Genomic DNA, 16,994 nt, shown 5'->3' on the forward strand with positions numbered 1-16,994 from the left:
CATTCCGTCTGATCAGAAACCGGTCTGGCCGGAATCGATCTCCTCGATTGTGGACGTCGTCGTCCGGTATTCCTTGATCGCCTCGTTACGCCGCTCCGCATCGATCGGGGTCATGCCACGGGGAGCGACGAAATCTTCCGGATTGGCGACCTGGGCGGCGAGGTTGTTCTGCGAGGCGCAGCCGAAATTGTAGTAATTCTGGTTCGTGAAATCGGCCGAGATATCCTTCGGCCACTGACCGCACTGGGTCGTTACCGCCGTCGTACCAGTGAAGCTCAAGCGTATTGGCGCGGCGTCGAGAACGCCGGGCGCCGCATAGGACGTATTGATGATCTTGTTGCTGGCAATGCCGCGCGAAGCAAGTTCAACGCGAACCTGGCTGCGCAAGGCACGCGCTGCTCCTGCATTTGCTGAACCCTCAGGGGACAGGATGTAGACTGGGCCGGAGGCGCGTGACACGTAATTTTGCGCAAAACCACGGATCAGTTCGCGCTGGGCGATCGATAGGCGGCGATCGCTAGAGGCGACGGGAATATCTACCGTCTGTTCGGCTTCCGTCACGACAATGGGGTGGCGCTCCCGGTAATCATCGGGAATGCCACCGGTCGTAAGCTGGTCACGCGGGCCGGCGCAGCCGGAAAGGATGGCAACGGCGAGTGATGCAGCCACGAACAGAGGCTTCGTCGTGCGGGAATGTTTCGCGCTCCAATGGGCCATCGCCTGATCTCTGTTCGTTTTCATCGGTTCAGACCGTGCCCCGCTCATTTGTAGATAAATCCGATGGAACCGTGGAACTGCGCATCGGCAACCGGCGCCTGAGAGCTGCCGTAAACCTTATTGACGCGGTTCATGAAAAAGGCGGACGCATCATTCGTCGGGCTGAAATTGTCATCCGGCCTGTTAAGCTGATTGCGCGCCACCGGACGCACCAGGTAGGGCGTCGCGATGATGACGAGCTCCGTTTCCTGGCGCTCAACCCCCTTCTGGCGGAAGAGCGTGCCGAGAAGCGGGAGCTTCGAGACGCCAGGTGTGCCGTTCATCGTCTGGGAAATGTTGTCGCGGATGAGGCCTGCAAGAGCGATCGAACCACCCGAGGGAAGTTCGACCGAAGTTTCGGCCGAGCGGCGCTGATAGGTGGGGGCTGCACCCGATACCGACGGCGCCGGCTCGGAGACGTTGGTCTTGATCTGCAGCGCGATGCGGCCGGAAGACAGGACGACCGGCTTGAAGGCCAGATTGATACCGTAGTTATAGGGGACGACGGTGACATTGCCGTTATTGTCCGTCGTCGAGTAGAGAACCTGGCCACCGGAATTGAAAGTCGCGGCCTGTCCAGAGATCGCCGTCAACGTGGGCTCGGCCAGCGTGCGGACAACCTTGCCCTGTTCCAGCGCGTTCAGATAGGTCGAAATATCGTATTTGCCGATCGAGTTCTTGAAGAGTGCTGCGAGGCCGCCACCGATGACGGATGTGGCAGTATTCGTCGATGGGTTGCCGAGCTGGGCGACGGTCATGCCCGAGGAATTGGTGACGAGATTGTCGAAACCAAGCTGTTTCAGGACTTCGCGGCGAACCTCGGCGATCGTGACCTTGAGCGTGACCTGGTCCTCGCCCTCGATCTTCAGGAGGTTGACGACCTGGGACTCCTGGCGGGCTTCGTCAAAGAGCGCAACCGCATTGTCTCCACCGCTGCCGGAAATGCTTCTTTCGCGCGTCGTGGCCTCGCCGCCTTTCAGGAAGGCCTTGGCGAGCGCTGCCGCCTGGACGGCATCCTGCGGTGTGCGAACGGTACCGGTCAGCACGATATTGTCGGAAACGATCTCGACCTTGATGGCGGAGTCCGGGATGAAGCGGCGCAGATTGGTCTCGAGACCGGAGACGTCGCGTTCGATCTCGACATCGAGGCTGACGACCTCTTCGCCGCTGGCGCCGAATACGAAAATATTGGTCTGTCCGACCTTCTTGCCGAACAGGTAGATGCGCCGCGAGGTACGGGTCACGGCATCGGCCATGACCGGGTCGGAAACGAGAATATCGTGCGCGTCGGCGGGCAGATCGACGACGACAGCCTTGTTGAGACCGAGCTTCACGCGACGATGCGCGCCGGGGCCGCCCTGCGATATGCGGATGAGGCTTTCCGACGCGGCATTGGCCTGTTCGATACCCGAGGATGCGATGAAGGAGACCGGCGTGATGCCGGCGGCAGCCATTGCCAGGGAAAGGCAGGCGGTGAGGAAAAGCCTGGTGCGCTGTGTTGAGTTGCCCATCTGCATTTCCCTTACTCCGGCTTCACTGAGCCGGTGGCATCCGTGACGATGGAGCCGGACTTGATGACCTGGATGAGTGCGCTGCCGTTATCGCCGCTCAGCAGATAATCTGCCGCGCTGGTGTCCTGCTCCTTCGCGTCGGCAACGGAGCGCAAGGCAAGCGAAAGGCGATCGGCCATCTGTTGCGCGACGGCCAGAACCTTGGTCTGGTCGGGGGTCAGTTCCAGCGTTGCTGTCGTGCCAACCGCTGCCTTAGTGCCGTCTTCCTTTTCCTCGATCTGCTGGTCGATGGCGAGAACACGGACATTGCTCAGCACGGTTTCGGTTATGTATTTGTCCGTGCCCTGCCCTTTGCGCACCATGTTGACGTCGACGCGGTCGTTGGGGAGGATGAAGCCGCCCGCACCAGTCGCGACGGAAATCTCGGTCGCCACGGCGCGCTTGCCGGCAGGCAGCAGCGAGGACAGGATACGGCTGTTGGAATCGGCGACCTTCTCCGGACGGATCGGCTCTCCTTCGAAGACGGGCAAGCGCACGACGGCGCCCTGCAGATCCTTGATCGCGTCCGGCCGGTCAGTCTCGGTAATGAAGCCCTGGACAACACCATTCTGCGGCCAGGCCATCCAGTGGACGGCCTTCTCATCCAGTCTCGCGCCGACAGGAAGATTGGCACTGGAGACCAGGACGTTGACGGTCGGCTCCTTCTCGATAACGGATTGGACTTTCGTTACGACACCGCCACTACCGGCCATGTTCATCGCAAGAAGACCGGCAAGGCCGGCTGCCACCACGGCGACAGCTAGGATAATAAGGCGGGCCGGTTTCATTGATCATTCCTTGGGGCACAACGCGTTCGCCCCGCAGAATGCTCAGGAATTGGTATAATTATGGTTAATGGAACACTTAGATTCTAAGTTAACGGCCGATTAAAGTGCCGTCATTTCAGGCTTTCCAGTGCCGCAATGAACAGCGGCGATGACGGGAAGGCCATGAAGCCGCCGATCGCGATAGCAATACCGTAGGGTATTTTCTTCGCAAGCAGGACAGAAGTCGGTAATGGCAAGCCGATGGCGAGAATTGTGTTCGCTTGCGATCTTACCAGTAGAATAAGCAGTGTCAGGACACCGCCTATCAATCCGATATCGGCTACTAAAAGAAGAAGCGATTGGTTGAAGCCGAACCAGAGTGCGGCGGCACTCAAGAGCTTGGCATCTCCGCCGCCCATGACGTTGACCGCAAACAGCGCAAAGCAGGCGCAAAAGACGATCGCTGCGCCGGCAAAATGCATGCCGATGATTTCCCAACCGAGGCCGGATAGCGGCGCAATAATGACAAAAGAAGCGATAAGGATCAGCGAAATACGGTTCGGGATCGTCATCGTAAATAGATCCGAGAATGCCGCCATAGCGAGGCAGAGTGGCAGTGTCACAAAAACTGCAGCTGCTATCATATTCTCACCTGATCATAGCAGGATTCGAAAAGGCTCACCGCCGTTCAGCTGTGAGCCCACTCAATGTGTCGGCCAGATCAAATCCAGCCCTTAACTATTCATGCCTTGCAGCAAACCTTATTGCTGCGTTGCCGGGGTTGTCGCAGAAGCGGTCTTGGCCTTATCCATCTGAACGCCAAGATTATTGAACGTGTCGCCGATCTTGCCGCCGAGCGTTGTGGCGCCAGCGATGAGCGCTACGGAAATGAGGGCGGCGATCAGGCCGTATTCGATTGCGGTCGCGCCGGATTCATCCTTCAGAAAACGGCTAAAAAGCTTGGTCATGGTTACCTCTAACTCCAGTTGATGTTCAGCACGTCCGCCAACTGTTGCCGTTGATCGGATGGCTGCAACCTAGCGAATGGCCGTTTCCATCGACTTAATGAAATACGTTAACAAGGTGTAAACGAGACAACCGGCCCCATCAGGGTAAGTAACTCCTTACTACATTGCTTGCATTTCTAAGGAATTTTCGGAAGCAAAGTGTAGCAATAGCTTTCAATCATCCAGAAATGGCACGAATTTCCGGTGCCCGTCGATTTCATGCCTCATCGAGGCGTGCCTAAACAATCCAGGGCGTTTCACTCATGAACATGGCATGGAAGGCTTAAAGCTTCGTTCACCATTTTTTTCCATTCTATCTGCAATTTGCATTGCGATCGTGAAAGAGGGCCAAAATGCCATCGAACGGCAAGACCGTTTTCTTTGCCTGGGTGATTGCGGCTCTTACGGCATCCGCGGCCTCCGCCCAGGAAGACATGCTGCGCGTCTATATGGATCACGCGCGCGTCCTGAAGCTCGACCGGCCGGTCAGCAAGGTCATCGTCGGCAATTCCAAGGTTGCCGATGCGACGGTCGCCGACGCAAAGACGATCGTATTGACGGGCCGCGCCTTCGGCACGACCAACATCGTGCTGCTCGATCGCGACGGCAACGCCATTCTGGACGAACGCATTCTCGTCTCCATCGATGAAGGCAATACAGTGCGCGTTTTTCGCCAGACGGAGCGCTCGGTTCTTTCCTGCACGCCCAATTGCGAGCAGCATTCACAGCAGGGTGAAGCGGCTTCCGGAAACTAGCTGATTACGCCCAGCTCACACCTATTCGTTAAAATAGCTGCTCCGACCTGAAACGGAAAATCAACGAACGCCCCTTAGTGTGGCGCCCGAAGAACATTTTCGGGGCCAGACTATGGCGATCAGTGAGCAGGAGACGGGCAAGGTGCGTGCGTCCCTCCGTTTATCCAGACTTCGCGCCCTGGCCCGCTCGCGCGACGGTTCCGCCGCGATCGAATTCGCGCTGCTCGCCATTCCTTATTTCATCATCATATTCGCCATCCTGGAAACCTTCATCGCCTTTGCGGCGGAGCAGCTCGTCTCGAACGCCGTCGATACGATGAGCCGCCAGATGCGGACGGGGCAGATCACATTCGTCGATCCCACGCGCGCGGGCTATAAAACGCAGACACAGTTCCGGCAGGCCTTCTGCGACGAAATCTCGATCATCATCCGCTGTTCGCAGACGGAGGCGGCGACACCAGACAAGCTTTATCTGGATGTGCGCAGCTTCACGACCTTTGCCTCGATCCCGACGACGATCCCGCGCGTGTCTGCGGATAAATATTCCGATCTCAAGGTTTCGGATTTCAAGTTCACGCCTGGCGGCCCCGGCTCGATCAACATGGTGCGTGCCTATTACCGCTGGTCCATCATGGTCGATCTCGTCCGTCCCTATGTCACCGGCCTTCGCCCGGTCGGCAGTTCCATGCCGAGCGAATATCTTGTTGTCGCCACGGCGGCCTTCCAGAATGAGCAGTATCCATGATGGCGCGCCGCACACCTCTGATATGGCTGGCCTCGACGGCGCGGCGCCTTGTACACGACCGGAAGGGCGTGGGCGCCATCGAGTTTGCAATCATCTTCCCGGTTCTGGTCATGCTCTATCTCGGCGCATTCGAGATCACGATCGGGCTCAACGTCAGCAAGCGCACGACACGTGCGGCCGGCTCGATCGCCGATATCATCACCCAGCAGCAGAGCGTCACCAAAAGCTCGCTTACAGATATCGCCAAAGCCGCCCCGGCGATCTTTGCGCCTTTTGACGGTTCCGCTCTCTCATTGAAGGTCACGGCAATCCAGATCGACGGCAGCGCCAATCCCACGGTTCTCTGGTCCTGGGCCCCAAGCGGTGCGGCACCCTATGCCAAAAACAGCGCGGTTTCCGATGTGCCGACGGAAATGAAGAAGGCAAACAGCTTCCTCATCCGCACCGAGCTCAGCACGCCCTATACGCTGCTCGTCTTTGCTCCCAGCTTCTTGCCGGCGGAGACGCGCACCATCACGATCAGCCGCAGCTATTTCTATCGCCAGCGGCAGGGTGAAAATATTCCCTGCGGCGATTGCTAAAGCGCGCCGCCCCCGATCCGCCCGCCAAACTTTAAGTTCCACACCGCAAATTTGCCAAGCGGTTCCCGTCATTATATGGCTGGGCGCTCCTGCATAATTCCTTAAATCGGAATCGATTTAAGGATAAAATTATGCAGCAATTTAAAGTGCTACAGCGTCCTTTGCGCGTCCGAAAAGACGCGCGGCGCTGTAATCAGGTCGTTCCAGCCACAGGCTGACGACAGCAGTCAATACGGGTGAAAAATGGCGCGTGCCTTTCTCTTCGTTCTGGATTCCTTCGGTGTCGGCGGAGCGCCGGATGCGGCAGCCTATGGCGATGAAGGCGCCGATACGCTCGGCCATATCGCCGAATTCTGTGCGGCAGGTGCTGCCGACCGCGCCGGCCTGCGTTCGGGGGCCCTCACACTGCCGAACATGTCGGCGCTCGGGCTGCTGCATATCGCGCGGGCGGCCTCCGGCCAGTTTCCGGCCGGCATGCCGCTGCCGGACAAGATCTACGGCCTCTATGGCGCCGCCAACGAAACTTCGCGCGGCAAGGACACGCCGTCAGGTCATTGGGAAATCGCCGGAACGCCCGTCACCTTCGACTGGGGTTATTTTCCGAGCGAAGGCGATGCCTTTCCGCAGGAACTGATCGAAGCGCTCTGCCGCGCAGCTGATGTGCCGGGCATTCTCGGCAATTGCCATGCCTCGGGAACCGAGATCATCGCCCGTTACGGTGAAGAGCATATGCGCAGCGGCAAGCCGATCTGCTACACTTCCTCGGATTCCGTGTTCCAGGTGGCCGCTCATGAGGTCTATTTCGGTCTCGACCGCCTGCTCAACTTCTGCCAGATCGCCCGCAGCCTGCTCGACCCCTACAATATCGGCCGCGTCATCGCGCGCCCCTTCATTGGCCAGAGCGCTGCGACCTTCCAGAGAACGGGCAACCGCCGTGACTTTTCGGTGCCGCCGCCGGAGCCGACGCTGCTCGACCGGCTCGTCCAGCATGGCCGCAATGTGCACGCTATCGGCAAGATCGGCGATATCTTCGCCCACCAGGGCGTTTCCAGGGTCATCAAGGCAAATGGCAACGATGCCCTGATGGATGCTTCCCTTGCTGCGATCGACGAGGCGGAGGACGGCGATCTCGTCTTCACCAATTTCGTCGATTTCGACATGCTGTATGGCCATCGCCGCGACGTGCCGGGTTATGCGGCGGCTCTCGAAGCCTTCGACGAACGTCTGACTGAGGTTAACCAGAAACTGCGGGCCGGCGACCTCGTGATCCTGACCGCCGATCACGGCTGCGACCCGACCTGGCGCGGCACGGACCATACGCGCGAGCGCGTGCCTGTTATCGCTTACGGTCCCGGCATCAGGTCACGTTCGGTCGGCGTGCGTCGGACCTATGCCGATATCGGCGAAAGCGTTGCGCGGCATCTCGGCATTCCCGCGGGGCCGTACGGGAGGAGTTTTCTGTGACATCGCATTTGAAGAAGGTCGAGCTGCACTGCCATCTGGAGGGTGCCGCTCCCCCTGCTCTGACCGAGGCTCAGGCGCGCAAATACAACATCGACATCAGCGCCCATCTGCAGGGCAGCACCTATGTCTGGCACGATTTTGCAAGCTTTCTCGAATGTTACGACAAGGTTTCCGAGGTCTACAAGACCGAGGAAGACTATGCACTGCTGACGGAAACCTATCTGGAAGAACTTGCCGGCATCGGTACGATCTACAGCGAGCTCATCGTTTCGCCCGATCACGGCAAGCGCATCGGCCTTGGTGCAGACGCCTATATGTCCGGTGTTTGCGAAGGCATCCGCCGGGCGAAGGCAAAAAGCGGCATCGAGGCGCGGCTGATCGTGACCGGGGAACGGCATTTCGGTCCGGAAAGCGTGATCGGCGCTGCGGAATATGCGGCGAAGGCCAATAATCCACTGATCACGGGCTTCAATCTCGCCGGCGAGGAGCGGATGGGCCGCGTTGCCGACTATGCGCGTGCCTTCGACATCGCCCGCGATGCAGGGCTCGGCCTGACCATCCATGCCGGTGAAGTTTGCGGCGCCTTCAGCGTTTCGGACGCACTGGACGAGGTGCGCCCCTCGCGGATCGGCCACGGTGTGCGGGCAATCGAGGATGCCGACCTCGTCAAGCGGCTCGCAGACCTCGGCACGGTGCTGGAGGTCTGCCCCGGCTCGAATATCGCGCTCAAGGTTTTCCCGGATTTCGTCTCGCACCCGCTGCGTCAACTGCGGGATGCCGGCGTGAATGTGACGATCAGCTCCGATGATCCACCCTTCTTCCACACATCGCTGAAGCGGGAATACGAGCTTGCCTCGGAAACCTTCGGCTTCAGCGATGCCGAAATCAATGCAATGACGCGAACGGCAATCGAAGCTGCTTTCGTCGATGAAGGGACCCGCAGAGCGTTGCTTGCCCGCCTTTAAAGGCGCGTGAGATTGTTAATGGTCCAGGCAAATTCGCCTCCGCTCTTGAAGTGAAGGCGGTTTCCATGAAAGAAACAGCCGATAAGAACAAAGAATTGGAAGGTTTCCCTATGGACGGCGTCACAGTCATCGATCACCCGCTCGTGCAGCACAAACTCACCATCATGCGGCGCAAGGAAACCTCGACAGGCAGCTTCCGCCGGCTGTTGCGCGAAATCTCGACACTGCTTTGTTATGAAGTGACGCGCGATCTGGAACTGACCATGGAGACGATCGAAACGCCGATCCAGGAAATGCAGTCGCCGATCCTCGAAGGCAAGAAGCTGGTCTTTGCCTCCATCCTGCGCGCCGGCAACGGGCTGCTGGAAGGCATGCTCGATCTGGTACCGTCGGCCCGCGTCTCGCATATCGGCGTTTATCGCGACCATGAAACGCTGCAGCCGGTCGAATATTACTTCAAGGCGCCTGAGGATGTCGCCGAGCGCCTGATCATCGTCGTCGATCCGATGCTTGCGACCGGCAATTCCTCGATTGCCGCCATCGACAAGCTGAAGGAGCGCGGAGCGCACAATATTCGCTTCCTCTGCCTGCTGGCCGCTCCTGAAGGTATCAAGAACTTCCGTGCCGCGCATCCGGACGTTCCGGTCTTCACCGCGGCAATCGACAGTCATCTGAACGAGAAGGGCTATATCGTGCCCGGTCTCGGCGATGCCGGCGACCGGATGTACGGTACCAAATAATTTCAGCTTCCTTTACCAATTCGAAAGCACTTCAAGGCCCGGGTACTTCGTTCCGGGCCTTTTTATGTCGCCGTTAGCGACTTTTCAGCACTTATGGCTTAGCTGCCTGAAGCGTGAGGTCCCGCATGAGGCGGGGTTTATACAGGAAGGATTTCTGTTTCATGCTCATGCGTACCGTCATATTTGCCAGCATCGCGGCGGCGCTGGCGACACAGGTGCCTTCTCTGCTCACCCGCATGACGCAGCCCGGCAATACGATTTCCGCAAATTTCGTCTCGACCGAGGATAGCGCGCCCGATGCGCCTGCTACGATCGCCAATGGGGGCATGATCCGCCTGCAGGCGGATGCCCAGGGCCACTATACCGGCAATTTCAGGATCAACGGCAAGCCCGTACAGGGGCTGATCGATACCGGCGCCACCTATGTCGCACTCAACGAAAGCCTCGCCCGCAGGCTCGGCTTTTCCGGCAACCAGCTCGATTTCCGCTATGCCGTGAATACGGCGAACGGCCAGACCAAGGCGGCGCATGTGATGCTCGACCGCGTGGAAATCGGCGGCATTCGCGTTCGCAGCGTCGAAGCCTTCGTGCTGAAAGACGAGGCGTTGAGCGGCACGCTTGTCGGTATGAGCTTCCTGCAGAAGCTTGCCTCCTACTCAGTGGCCGACGGCTCACTCAGCCTCAAGCAGTAAGTTCCATCAGATACGGCCGGCGATAACCGGGGGAAGCTCCGGCTTCTCGTCGGCAATACGATAGTTTGCGGCAAGGGCGACGACGGCCCTTTCGGCAGAAGCCTCGTCCGAGGCGTGAACGAGAGCGATCGGATCGCCTTCATGCACATGCGTTCCAAGCGGCAGCAGGCCGGTGAAGCCGACGCTGTGGTCGATCCTGTCGGCCGGGTGGCGGCGTCCGCCGCCGAGGTCGATGACGCTGACGCCGACATCACGGGCATCGCAGGCGGCGAGCCAGCCAGAACGGGATGCCGGAACGGGACGCTCGACCGGCGCCCGGCGCAGATAGGCATCCGGCCGCTCCAGAAGATCGGCCGGGCCGCCCAGCATATGCACCATGCGCCCGAAGATCTCGGCAGCCTTGCCGGAAGAGAGAGCATCCTGTGCCTTGCTCTCCGCCTCGAGGAGCGAAGTCGCGATACCCGACTGCACGAGCATTTCGGCGGCGAAGGCAAGCACGATCGTTTCGAGGCGGGTACCGGTCTTTCGGCCTGCCAGGAAATCGAGGCAGTTGCGCAGTTCCACGGCATTGCCGGCGCTATCGGCAAGCGGCTGGTTCATGTCCGTGATCAGTGCGGATGTCTTCACGCCCGCGCCATTTGCGACTTCCACCAGCGAATGCGCCAGCGCGATCGCCTGCTCGGGATCGGCCATGAAAGCGCCGTTGCCGGTCTTGACGTCGAGCACCAGCGTCTGCAGGCCGGCGGCGAGTTTCTTCGACAGGATCGAGGCTGTGATCAGCGGGATGGAATCGACGGTCGCCGTCACGTCGCGCACGGCATAGAGCCGGCCATCGGCCGGGGCCAATGCACCCGTCGGGCCGATGATGGCGCAGCCGACTTCCTTCACCACCTTTCGGAAGAGAGCGGCATCCGGATTGATCGTATAGCCTGGAATGGATTCGAGCTTGTCCAGCGTGCCGCCGGTATGACCAAGGCCGCGGCCTGATATCATCGGCACGGCCAGGCCGCAGGCGGCCGCGATCGGGGCAAGCATCAGCGAGACGTTGTCGCCCACCCCGCCGGTCGAGTGCTTGTCGGCAACCGGGCGGTCGATGCCGTCCCAGGAGAGCATGTCGCCGGAGCGCGCCATGGCGAGCGTCAGCGCAACGGTTTCGGTGCGCGACATGCCCTTGAACCAGACCGCCATGGCGAAGGCACCGATCTGACCTTCCGACAGGTCGCCCGCCGCAAGCGCCGCGATAAAGGCGTCGATATCGCCAGTCGGCAGTTCGGCGCCGTTGCGCTTCTGGCGGATGATCTCCTGCGGGATCATCTCAATAGCTCGAGGCTGCCGCCGGCTTGGGTTCCGTGCCGCTGAGAACGGAAAGGATGTTGTCGAGGAGGCCGGAAGCGCCGAAACGGAAGGTGGAGGGCATGGCCCAGTCCGGCGTCATGATGGTTTCGGCGAGGCTCAGATAAAGCGCAGCATCGGCAACGGTCGAAATGCCGCCGGCCGGCTTGAAGCCCACCTTGCGACCGCTCTCTCTGATAGCGCGGATCATGATGTCGGCCGCTTCCAGCGTCGCGTTGACGGCAACCTTGCCGGTGGAGGTCTTGATGAAATCGGCGCCCGCTTCGATCGCCAGTTCGGAAGCGCGGCGGATGAGGGCGGCATCCTTCAGCTCACCGGTCTCGATGATGACCTTCAGCAGGACAGGCGCAACGCATTCGGCGCGTACGGCCGCAACCATGTCGGTGACGGCTTTCTCGTTGCCTGCCATCAGCTTGCGATAGGGGATGACGAGATCGATCTCATCGGCGCCGTCGGCAATCGCCTCACGCGTTTCGGCGGCGACATCGGCGATTTCCATGTCGCCGGAGGGAAAATTGACGACGGTCGCGATGCGGACCGGGTGGCCCTTGCCGAGCACGATGCGGGCATGAGCGACGAAACGCGGCCAGATGCAGATTGCAGCACTGGTGCCATAGGGTGTCTGCGCGCGGGCGCAAAGCGTGTCGATCTGCTCCTGCGTGCAATCGTCCTTCAGATTGGTGAGATCGAGAAGGGACAGGGCGACGGCAGCCGTTTCCCGGCTGGAATGGCTATTCATATTCGCTTCCTCCGCCGGCAATCAGCTTCCGGCAATCATTTCTTTGAGTATAGCGGCGAGACGGGCACCGCCAACCGGCGCCATATCCTTGGTTTCCTCGTGGCTGAGTTCGTTTCCGGTCATGCCAGCCCCATAGTTGGTGATTACGGAGGCTGCCGCAACCCTCAGGCCCAGCATTCTTGCGATGATGACTTCAGGCACGGTCGACATGCCGACCGCATCGGCGCCGAGAATACGGGCCATGCGGATTTCGGCCGGCGTTTCGAAGCTCGGGCCGGAGAACCACATGTAGACGCCGCTTGCGAGCGGGATATCAAGCGTCTTTGCCGCATCTCGCATGGCCGCCGAAAGCTCGGCGTCATAGGCATTGGTCATGCCGACGAAACGATGATCGCTCTCCTGCCCGATCAGCGGGTTCATGCCGGAATAATTGATGTGATCGGCAATCTGCATGACGGAGCCCGGCGGTATCTCCTCTTTCAGGGAGCCTGCCGAATTGGTGAGGATCAGGGCTTCGACGCCGAGGGCCTGCAAAACCTCGATCGGGACGCGCATGGCGTTGGCATCGCCCTTTTCATAATAATGGACGCGGCCGGAGAGCATGATGACCGGCTCCGAACCGAGATGGCCGGCAACGACGTTTCCGGCATGACCGGAGACGGCACTGACCGGAAAGCCCGGCAGGTCCTTGTAGGGGATGCAGACAGCATCCGTGACCTGATCGACCAATGAGCCGAGGCCCGAGCCGAGCACGATGCCGTAACGCGGCTTGAGCCCGCCGAGCAAAGCAGCCAGCAGATCGACGGTCGCGTTCATCCGAGTTCGGTCTCAAAGCTGAAGGGCAGAAGCTCTTCCATGGTCATGGTCTTCTTCACGCCGGCTTCGTCGCAGAGATAGATTTTCGTCTCCTTCGAGGCAAATTCCGAGATCTTCTGCCGGCAGCCGCCGCAGGGCGGGCAGAGCGGCAGTTTTTCGGCGATGACGGCCATTTCGACGATCTTCTTGGCGCCGCCCATGATCATGGCGCCGATCGCCGTCGGCTCGGCACACCAGCCCTGCGGGAAGGAAAGGTTCTCGATATTGGCGCCGGTATAGACCTTGCCGTCTTCGGCGCGGATCGCCGCGCCCACCGGGAACTTGGAATAAGGAGCGTGCGCGAAGGCCATGGCGCCGCGAGCCGCTTCGAACAGGTCGTGAGACATATCAGCGCTCCTTCACATAGGGCACGCCGCCGGCCTTCGGCGGGATTGCAACGCCGATGAAGCCGGCGAGCAGAACACAGGTAAGGATATAGGGCAGAGCCTGGAAAACCTGAACCGGCACTTCACCGATCAGCGGTACCGACTTGCCCTGCATGAAATTCGACAGCGCATCGAGGAAGCCGAAAAGCAGGCAGGCGAACATGACGGGCACCGGCCGCCACTTGGCGAAGACGAGGGCTGCGAGCGCGATATAGCCTTTGCCGGCCGACATGTCCTTGATGAAGGCCGCAGACTGGGCGATCGACAGATAGGTGCCGGCAAAGCCGCAGAGAATGCCGGCGCACATGACGGCGCGGTAGCGCAGCCAGGCCACCGAAATGCCTGCCGTATCGACCGCACCCGGATTTTCACCGACGGCGCGCAAGCGAAGGCCGAAGCGCGTGCGATAGAGAACCCACCAGGAGAAAGGCACGGCGAGGAAAGCGAGATAGGTGAGGATATTGTTGCCGGAGATAACGCCTGCGTAGAGCGGGCCGACGATCGGCACGCCACGGATGGCATCGGCGCCAGGCAGAATGATCGGTGCGAAGCGCGCCTCCGGCAGCAATTGCGGCGTGCGGCCGCCCTGCCCGAACCAGGCCTGGCCGAGCACGATGGTGATACCGGCGATGAAGAAGTTGATGGCCACACCCGAGATGATCTGGTTGCCGCGATTGGTGATCGAGGCAAAGCCGTGCACGAGGCTGAGCGCCACCGAGCAGGCCACGCCGGCACCCAGGCCTGCCCAGGCCGAGCCGGTGAGGTAGGCGACGCAGGCGGCGGCGAAGGCCGAGCCCAGCATCTTGCCTTCGAGACCGATATCGAAGATGCCGGCGCGTTCGGAAAACAGGCCGGCAAGTGCCGTGAAGATCAGCGGAATGGAGAGCCGGATCGTCGAGCTCAGAACGCTGATGAAAATTTCATAATATTCCATCGTCCGCCCCTCAGGCTCGCTTGAACTGCTGATAGATGCGCACCATCGCCGGGCGGAACATATATTCCAGCGCACCGGCAAACAGGATCACCAGACCCTGGATGACGAGGATCATCTCGCGGGTGATGTTGGGCATTTCGAAGGAGATCCAGTCGCCCCCCTGATAGAGCACGCCGAAGAGGATCGCGGCGAAGATGATGCCGAGCGGATGGTTTCGTCCCATCAGCGACACGGCGATGCCGACGAAGCCCGCGCCACCGACGAACTCCACCTGCAGGCGCGCCGACGAGCCCATGACCGGGTTCAGCGCCATCATGCCGGCGAGCGCGCCTGAGAGCAGCATGGCGATAATGACGATGCGCGCATAGGGAATGCCGGCATAGGAGGCCGCTGTGGGGCTGACGCCAAGAGTTCGCATCTCGAAGCCGAGCTTGGTGCGCCAGACCAGCACCCAGACGAACCAGGCCGCAACCAGCGCGATGATGAAGGAGACGTTGAACGGGGCGGCACCCAACTTGGAACCGAACATCGTCATGACCCAGCCGAGCTTCGGAAGCTGCCCGCCTTCGAGGAAGGTGCGGGTTTCCGGCGCCATCTTGCCCGGCACGATCAGCACATGCACCAGCAGATAGACCATGAGGGCGGCGGCGATATAGTTGAACATGATCGTCGTGATGACGATATGGCTGCCGCGCTTGGCCTGCAGGAAGGCGGGAATGAAGGCCCAGGCCGCCCCGAACAGACCGGCGCCGATAACGGCAACCGGCATCGTCACATACCAGGGCACGTAATGGTCGAGCGCCAGCGCCACCAGCGCACAGCCGAGCCCGCCAATATAGGCCTGACCTTCCGAGCCGATATTGAAGAGGCCGGCATGGATGGCGACGGCGACCGAAAGGCCGGTGAAAATGAAGCTCGTCGCGTAATAGAGCGTGAAGCCGATGCCCTCACCGCTGCCGAAGGCGCCTTCGATGAGCAGCGAGAGGGCGGCAAGCGGGCTTTCGCCGATCAGCCAGACGACGAAGCCTGAGATCAGGAAGGCAACGATCAGATTCAGAAGAGGGATCAGACCGTAATTGATCCATCTCGGTAGGGTTACGGAAGCAGTGCTCATCGAGGCCTCACGCGGCAATGCCGGCCATCATCAGGCCGAGGGTCTGTTCACCGGCATCGGGCGTCTTCTCGCCGACGACATGGCCGGCGAACATGACAAGGATACGGTCTGAAAGGGCGCGGATTTCGTCGAGTTCGACGGAGACGAGCAGGATCGCCTTGCCCGCATCGCGCATCTCGATGATCCGACGATGGATGAATTCGATGGCGCCGATATCGACGCCGCGGGTCGGCTGGCCGATGATCAGCATTTTCGGATCGCGCTCGATCTCGCGGGCGACGACGATCTTCTGCTGGTTGCCGCCGGAAAAATTCGCCGTCTTCAGGCGCGGGTTCGGCGGGCGGATGTCGTATTTCTCGATCTTTTCCATGGCATCCTTGCGGATGGCTTCGAGATCGAGCAGCGGTCCGCGGCTGTACTCGGGACGGTGGTGATAGCCGAGCACGGCATTTTCATATTCCTCGAATTTCAGCACCAGGCCCATATGGTGGCGGTCTTCGGGAATATGCGCGAGGCCGAGTTCACGCAGGCGGGCCGGATCGGCCTTGTCGATCGGCTGGCCGTCGAGCAGGATTTCGCCTGACGCCGGCTTGCGGATACCCGCGATCGCCTCCAGCAGTTCCGACTGGCCGTTGCCGGCGACACCGGCAATGCCGACGATCTCGCCGGCGCGGACATCGAAGGAGACGTTGTCGACCATCGTCACGCCGCGGTTATCCTTGACCGTCAGGTTGCGGACGGACAGCAAGACATCGGCAGGCTTGGCCTCGCCTTTCTGGACGCGCAAGAGCACGCGGCGGCCGACCATGAGTTCGGCCAGTTCTTCCACCGTGGTCTCGCTGGTCTTGCGGGTGGCGACCATCTCGCCGCGGCGCATGACGGAGACGGTATCGGTGATCGCCATGATTTCGCGCAGCTTGTGGGTGATGAGGACAACGGTCTTGCCCTCGTCGCGCAGCACGCCGAGGATGCGGAACAGGTGATCGGCCTCGGCCGGGGTCAGCACGCCCGTCGGCTCGTCGAGGATCAGGATCTCGGCGCCGCGGTACATGGCTTTCAGGATTTCCACACGCTGCTGCAGGCCGACCGGAAGCTGCTCGATCAGCGCATCCGGATTGACCTCCAGGCCGTACTCCGTCTCCAGCCGCTTGAGCTCGGCGCGCGCGGAAGCAACGCCCCTTGCCAGCAGCGCGCCGCCTTCGGCGCCGAGCATGATGTTTTCGAGAACGGTGAAATTGTCGACCAGCATGAAATGCTGGTGCACCATGCCGATGCCAGCGGCGATGGCTGCCTGGCTGTCCCTGATGGTGATGGGCTGGCCGTTGACGCGGATCTCACCGCTGTCGGCCTGGTAAAAACCGTAGATGATGGACATCAGGGTCGATTTGCCAGCGCCGTTTTCCCCGATAATGCCATGGATCGAGCCCTTGGCGACGGTCAGGTTGATGTCCTTGTTGGCGTGAACGGCGCCGAATTTCTTGTCGATGCCGACAAGTTCGATAGCGGGCTGGTCTGTCACAGCAGGCTCCAAATAAGAAAAGGGCGTATGGCGAAAATCCTTGTCCGCCATACGCCCGATCTCAGTTACGAC

General features: G+C 60.5%; 19 protein-coding genes. 7 read left to right on the forward strand and 12 right to left on the reverse strand.

What is annotated here, in order from left to right; translation table 11 throughout:
• Window positions 1–12: 12 nt before the first annotated feature.
• From H4W29_RS08385 to H4W29_RS08405, 5 genes are all read right to left on the reverse strand, one after another.
• Window positions 13–765 carry a CpaD family pilus assembly protein gene (locus H4W29_RS08385; RefSeq protein ID WP_192728518.1) on the reverse strand — a complete coding sequence of 251 codons (753 nt, stop codon included), beginning with the start codon at window positions 763–765 and terminating at the stop codon, window positions 13–15.
• Complete coding sequence (locus H4W29_RS08390; RefSeq protein WP_192728519.1) at window positions 762–2,273, reverse strand: type II and III secretion system protein family protein; 1,512 nt, start codon at window positions 2,271–2,273, stop codon at window positions 762–764. The genes H4W29_RS08385 and H4W29_RS08390 overlap by 4 nt, the downstream gene beginning before the upstream one ends.
• 5 nt (window positions 2,274–2,278) lie before the next feature.
• Window positions 2,279–3,094 carry a Flp pilus assembly protein CpaB gene (gene cpaB, locus H4W29_RS08395; RefSeq protein WP_192728520.1) on the reverse strand — a complete coding sequence of 272 codons (816 nt, stop codon included), beginning with the start codon at window positions 3,092–3,094 and terminating at the stop codon, window positions 2,279–2,281.
• Between the two features lie 110 nt (window positions 3,095–3,204).
• Complete coding sequence (locus H4W29_RS08400; protein ID WP_192728521.1) at window positions 3,205–3,717, reverse strand: A24 family peptidase; 513 nt, start codon at window positions 3,715–3,717, stop codon at window positions 3,205–3,207.
• A gap of 117 nt (window positions 3,718–3,834) precedes the next feature.
• The gene (locus H4W29_RS08405; protein WP_192728522.1) at window positions 3,835–4,041 is read right to left on the reverse strand and encodes a Flp family type IVb pilin; all 207 of its coding nucleotides are present in this window, start codon (window positions 4,039–4,041) and stop codon (window positions 3,835–3,837) included.
• 392 nt (window positions 4,042–4,433) lie between these two features.
• Between H4W29_RS08405 and H4W29_RS08410 the strand changes: the two genes are divergently transcribed.
• From H4W29_RS08410 to H4W29_RS08440, 7 genes are all read left to right on the forward strand, one after another.
• Window positions 4,434–4,835: a pilus assembly protein N-terminal domain-containing protein gene (locus tag H4W29_RS08410; RefSeq protein ID WP_192728523.1), complete on the forward strand. Its 402-nt coding sequence runs from the start codon at window positions 4,434–4,436 to the stop codon at window positions 4,833–4,835.
• Window positions 4,836–4,947: 112 nt separating this feature from the next.
• Window positions 4,948–5,580: a TadE/TadG family type IV pilus assembly protein gene (locus H4W29_RS08415; protein ID WP_192728524.1), complete on the forward strand. Its 633-nt coding sequence runs from the start codon at window positions 4,948–4,950 to the stop codon at window positions 5,578–5,580.
• The gene (locus H4W29_RS08420) at window positions 5,580–6,161 is read left to right on the forward strand and encodes a TadE/TadG family type IV pilus assembly protein (RefSeq protein ID WP_192730694.1); all 582 of its coding nucleotides are present in this window, start codon (window positions 5,580–5,582) and stop codon (window positions 6,159–6,161) included. The genes H4W29_RS08415 and H4W29_RS08420 overlap by 1 nt, the downstream gene beginning before the upstream one ends.
• 243 nt (window positions 6,162–6,404) lie before the next feature.
• Window positions 6,405–7,625 carry a phosphopentomutase gene (locus H4W29_RS08425; protein ID WP_192728525.1) on the forward strand — a complete coding sequence of 407 codons (1,221 nt, stop codon included), beginning with the start codon at window positions 6,405–6,407 and terminating at the stop codon, window positions 7,623–7,625.
• Complete coding sequence (locus H4W29_RS08430) at window positions 7,622–8,590, forward strand: adenosine deaminase (RefSeq protein WP_192728526.1); 969 nt, start codon at window positions 7,622–7,624, stop codon at window positions 8,588–8,590. Before H4W29_RS08425 ends, H4W29_RS08430 begins: the two co-directional genes overlap by 4 nt.
• Window positions 8,591–8,700: 110 nt before the next feature.
• Window positions 8,701–9,330, forward strand: a complete 630-nt coding sequence (gene upp, locus H4W29_RS08435) for a uracil phosphoribosyltransferase (RefSeq protein ID WP_037100564.1) — start codon at window positions 8,701–8,703, stop codon at window positions 9,328–9,330.
• Window positions 9,331–9,455: 125 nt separating this feature from the next.
• Entirely contained in the window at window positions 9,456–10,022 is a 567-nt protein-coding gene (locus H4W29_RS08440) for a TIGR02281 family clan AA aspartic protease (protein ID WP_192728527.1), read from the forward strand.
• A 6-nt stretch (window positions 10,023–10,028) separates the two neighbouring features.
• Here H4W29_RS08440 and deoA read toward each other — a convergent pair whose 3' ends face one another.
• From deoA to H4W29_RS08475, 7 genes are read right to left on the reverse strand one after another with little or no spacing between them, the layout of a single operon-like run.
• Window positions 10,029–11,336, reverse strand: a complete 1,308-nt coding sequence (gene deoA, locus H4W29_RS08445) for a thymidine phosphorylase (protein WP_192728528.1) — start codon at window positions 11,334–11,336, stop codon at window positions 10,029–10,031.
• A gap of 1 nt (window position 11,337) precedes the next feature.
• Window positions 11,338–12,114 carry a deoxyribose-phosphate aldolase gene (gene deoC / locus H4W29_RS08450; RefSeq protein ID WP_192728529.1) on the reverse strand — a complete coding sequence of 259 codons (777 nt, stop codon included), beginning with the start codon at window positions 12,112–12,114 and terminating at the stop codon, window positions 11,338–11,340.
• Window positions 12,115–12,135: 21 nt separating this feature from the next.
• Window positions 12,136–12,930, reverse strand: a complete 795-nt coding sequence (locus tag H4W29_RS08455) for a purine-nucleoside phosphorylase (RefSeq protein ID WP_192728530.1) — start codon at window positions 12,928–12,930, stop codon at window positions 12,136–12,138.
• Window positions 12,927–13,316, reverse strand: a complete 390-nt coding sequence (locus H4W29_RS08460) for a cytidine deaminase (protein WP_003544464.1) — start codon at window positions 13,314–13,316, stop codon at window positions 12,927–12,929. Before H4W29_RS08460 ends, H4W29_RS08455 begins: the two co-directional genes overlap by 4 nt.
• Window position 13,317: 1 nt before the next feature.
• Complete coding sequence (locus tag H4W29_RS08465; protein ID WP_192728531.1) at window positions 13,318–14,289, reverse strand: ABC transporter permease; 972 nt, start codon at window positions 14,287–14,289, stop codon at window positions 13,318–13,320.
• A 10-nt stretch (window positions 14,290–14,299) separates the two neighbouring features.
• Window positions 14,300–15,403: an ABC transporter permease gene (locus H4W29_RS08470; RefSeq protein ID WP_192728532.1), complete on the reverse strand. Its 1,104-nt coding sequence runs from the start codon at window positions 15,401–15,403 to the stop codon at window positions 14,300–14,302.
• 7 nt (window positions 15,404–15,410) lie between these two features.
• Window positions 15,411–16,922 (reverse strand): ABC transporter ATP-binding protein, encoded by a 1,512-nt coding sequence (locus tag H4W29_RS08475; RefSeq protein ID WP_192728533.1) that lies wholly within the window; start codon window positions 16,920–16,922, stop codon window positions 15,411–15,413.
• Window positions 16,923–16,994 lie beyond the last annotated feature (72 nt).

This window comes from Rhizobium viscosum (genome assembly GCF_014873945.1).
Lineage (GTDB): Bacteria > Pseudomonadota > Alphaproteobacteria > Rhizobiales > Rhizobiaceae > Rhizobium > Rhizobium viscosum.

Bases quoted from the DNA above. Each gene is read 5' to 3' on its own strand.
- H4W29_RS08385 (WP_192728518.1), bottom strand. From the start codon at position 765: ATGAGCGGGGCACGGTCTGAACCGATGAAAACGAACAGAGATCAGGCG.
- H4W29_RS08390 (WP_192728519.1), bottom strand. From the start codon at position 2,273: ATGCAGATGGGCAACTCAACACAGCGCACCAGGCTTTTCCTCACCGCC.
- cpaB (WP_192728520.1), bottom strand. From the start codon at position 3,094: ATGAAACCGGCCCGCCTTATTATCCTAGCTGTCGCCGTGGTGGCAGCC.
- H4W29_RS08400 (WP_192728521.1), bottom strand. From the start codon at position 3,717: ATGATAGCAGCTGCAGTTTTTGTGACACTGCCACTCTGCCTCGCTATG.
- H4W29_RS08405 (WP_192728522.1), bottom strand. From the start codon at position 4,041: ATGACCAAGCTTTTTAGCCGTTTTCTGAAGGATGAATCCGGCGCGACC.
- H4W29_RS08410 (WP_192728523.1), top strand. From the start codon at position 4,434: ATGCCATCGAACGGCAAGACCGTTTTCTTTGCCTGGGTGATTGCGGCT.
- H4W29_RS08415 (WP_192728524.1), top strand. From the start codon at position 4,948: ATGGCGATCAGTGAGCAGGAGACGGGCAAGGTGCGTGCGTCCCTCCGT.
- H4W29_RS08420 (WP_192730694.1), top strand. From the start codon at position 5,580: ATGGCGCGCCGCACACCTCTGATATGGCTGGCCTCGACGGCGCGGCGC.
- H4W29_RS08425 (WP_192728525.1), top strand. From the start codon at position 6,405: ATGGCGCGTGCCTTTCTCTTCGTTCTGGATTCCTTCGGTGTCGGCGGA.
- upp (WP_037100564.1), top strand. From the start codon at position 8,701: ATGGACGGCGTCACAGTCATCGATCACCCGCTCGTGCAGCACAAACTC.
- H4W29_RS08440 (WP_192728527.1), top strand. From the start codon at position 9,456: ATGAGGCGGGGTTTATACAGGAAGGATTTCTGTTTCATGCTCATGCGT.
- deoA (WP_192728528.1), bottom strand. From the start codon at position 11,336: ATGATCCCGCAGGAGATCATCCGCCAGAAGCGCAACGGCGCCGAACTG.
- deoC (WP_192728529.1), bottom strand. From the start codon at position 12,114: ATGAATAGCCATTCCAGCCGGGAAACGGCTGCCGTCGCCCTGTCCCTT.
- H4W29_RS08455 (WP_192728530.1), bottom strand. From the start codon at position 12,930: ATGAACGCGACCGTCGATCTGCTGGCTGCTTTGCTCGGCGGGCTCAAG.
- H4W29_RS08460 (WP_003544464.1), bottom strand. From the start codon at position 13,316: ATGTCTCACGACCTGTTCGAAGCGGCTCGCGGCGCCATGGCCTTCGCG.
- H4W29_RS08465 (WP_192728531.1), bottom strand. From the start codon at position 14,289: ATGGAATATTATGAAATTTTCATCAGCGTTCTGAGCTCGACGATCCGG.
- H4W29_RS08470 (WP_192728532.1), bottom strand. From the start codon at position 15,403: ATGAGCACTGCTTCCGTAACCCTACCGAGATGGATCAATTACGGTCTG.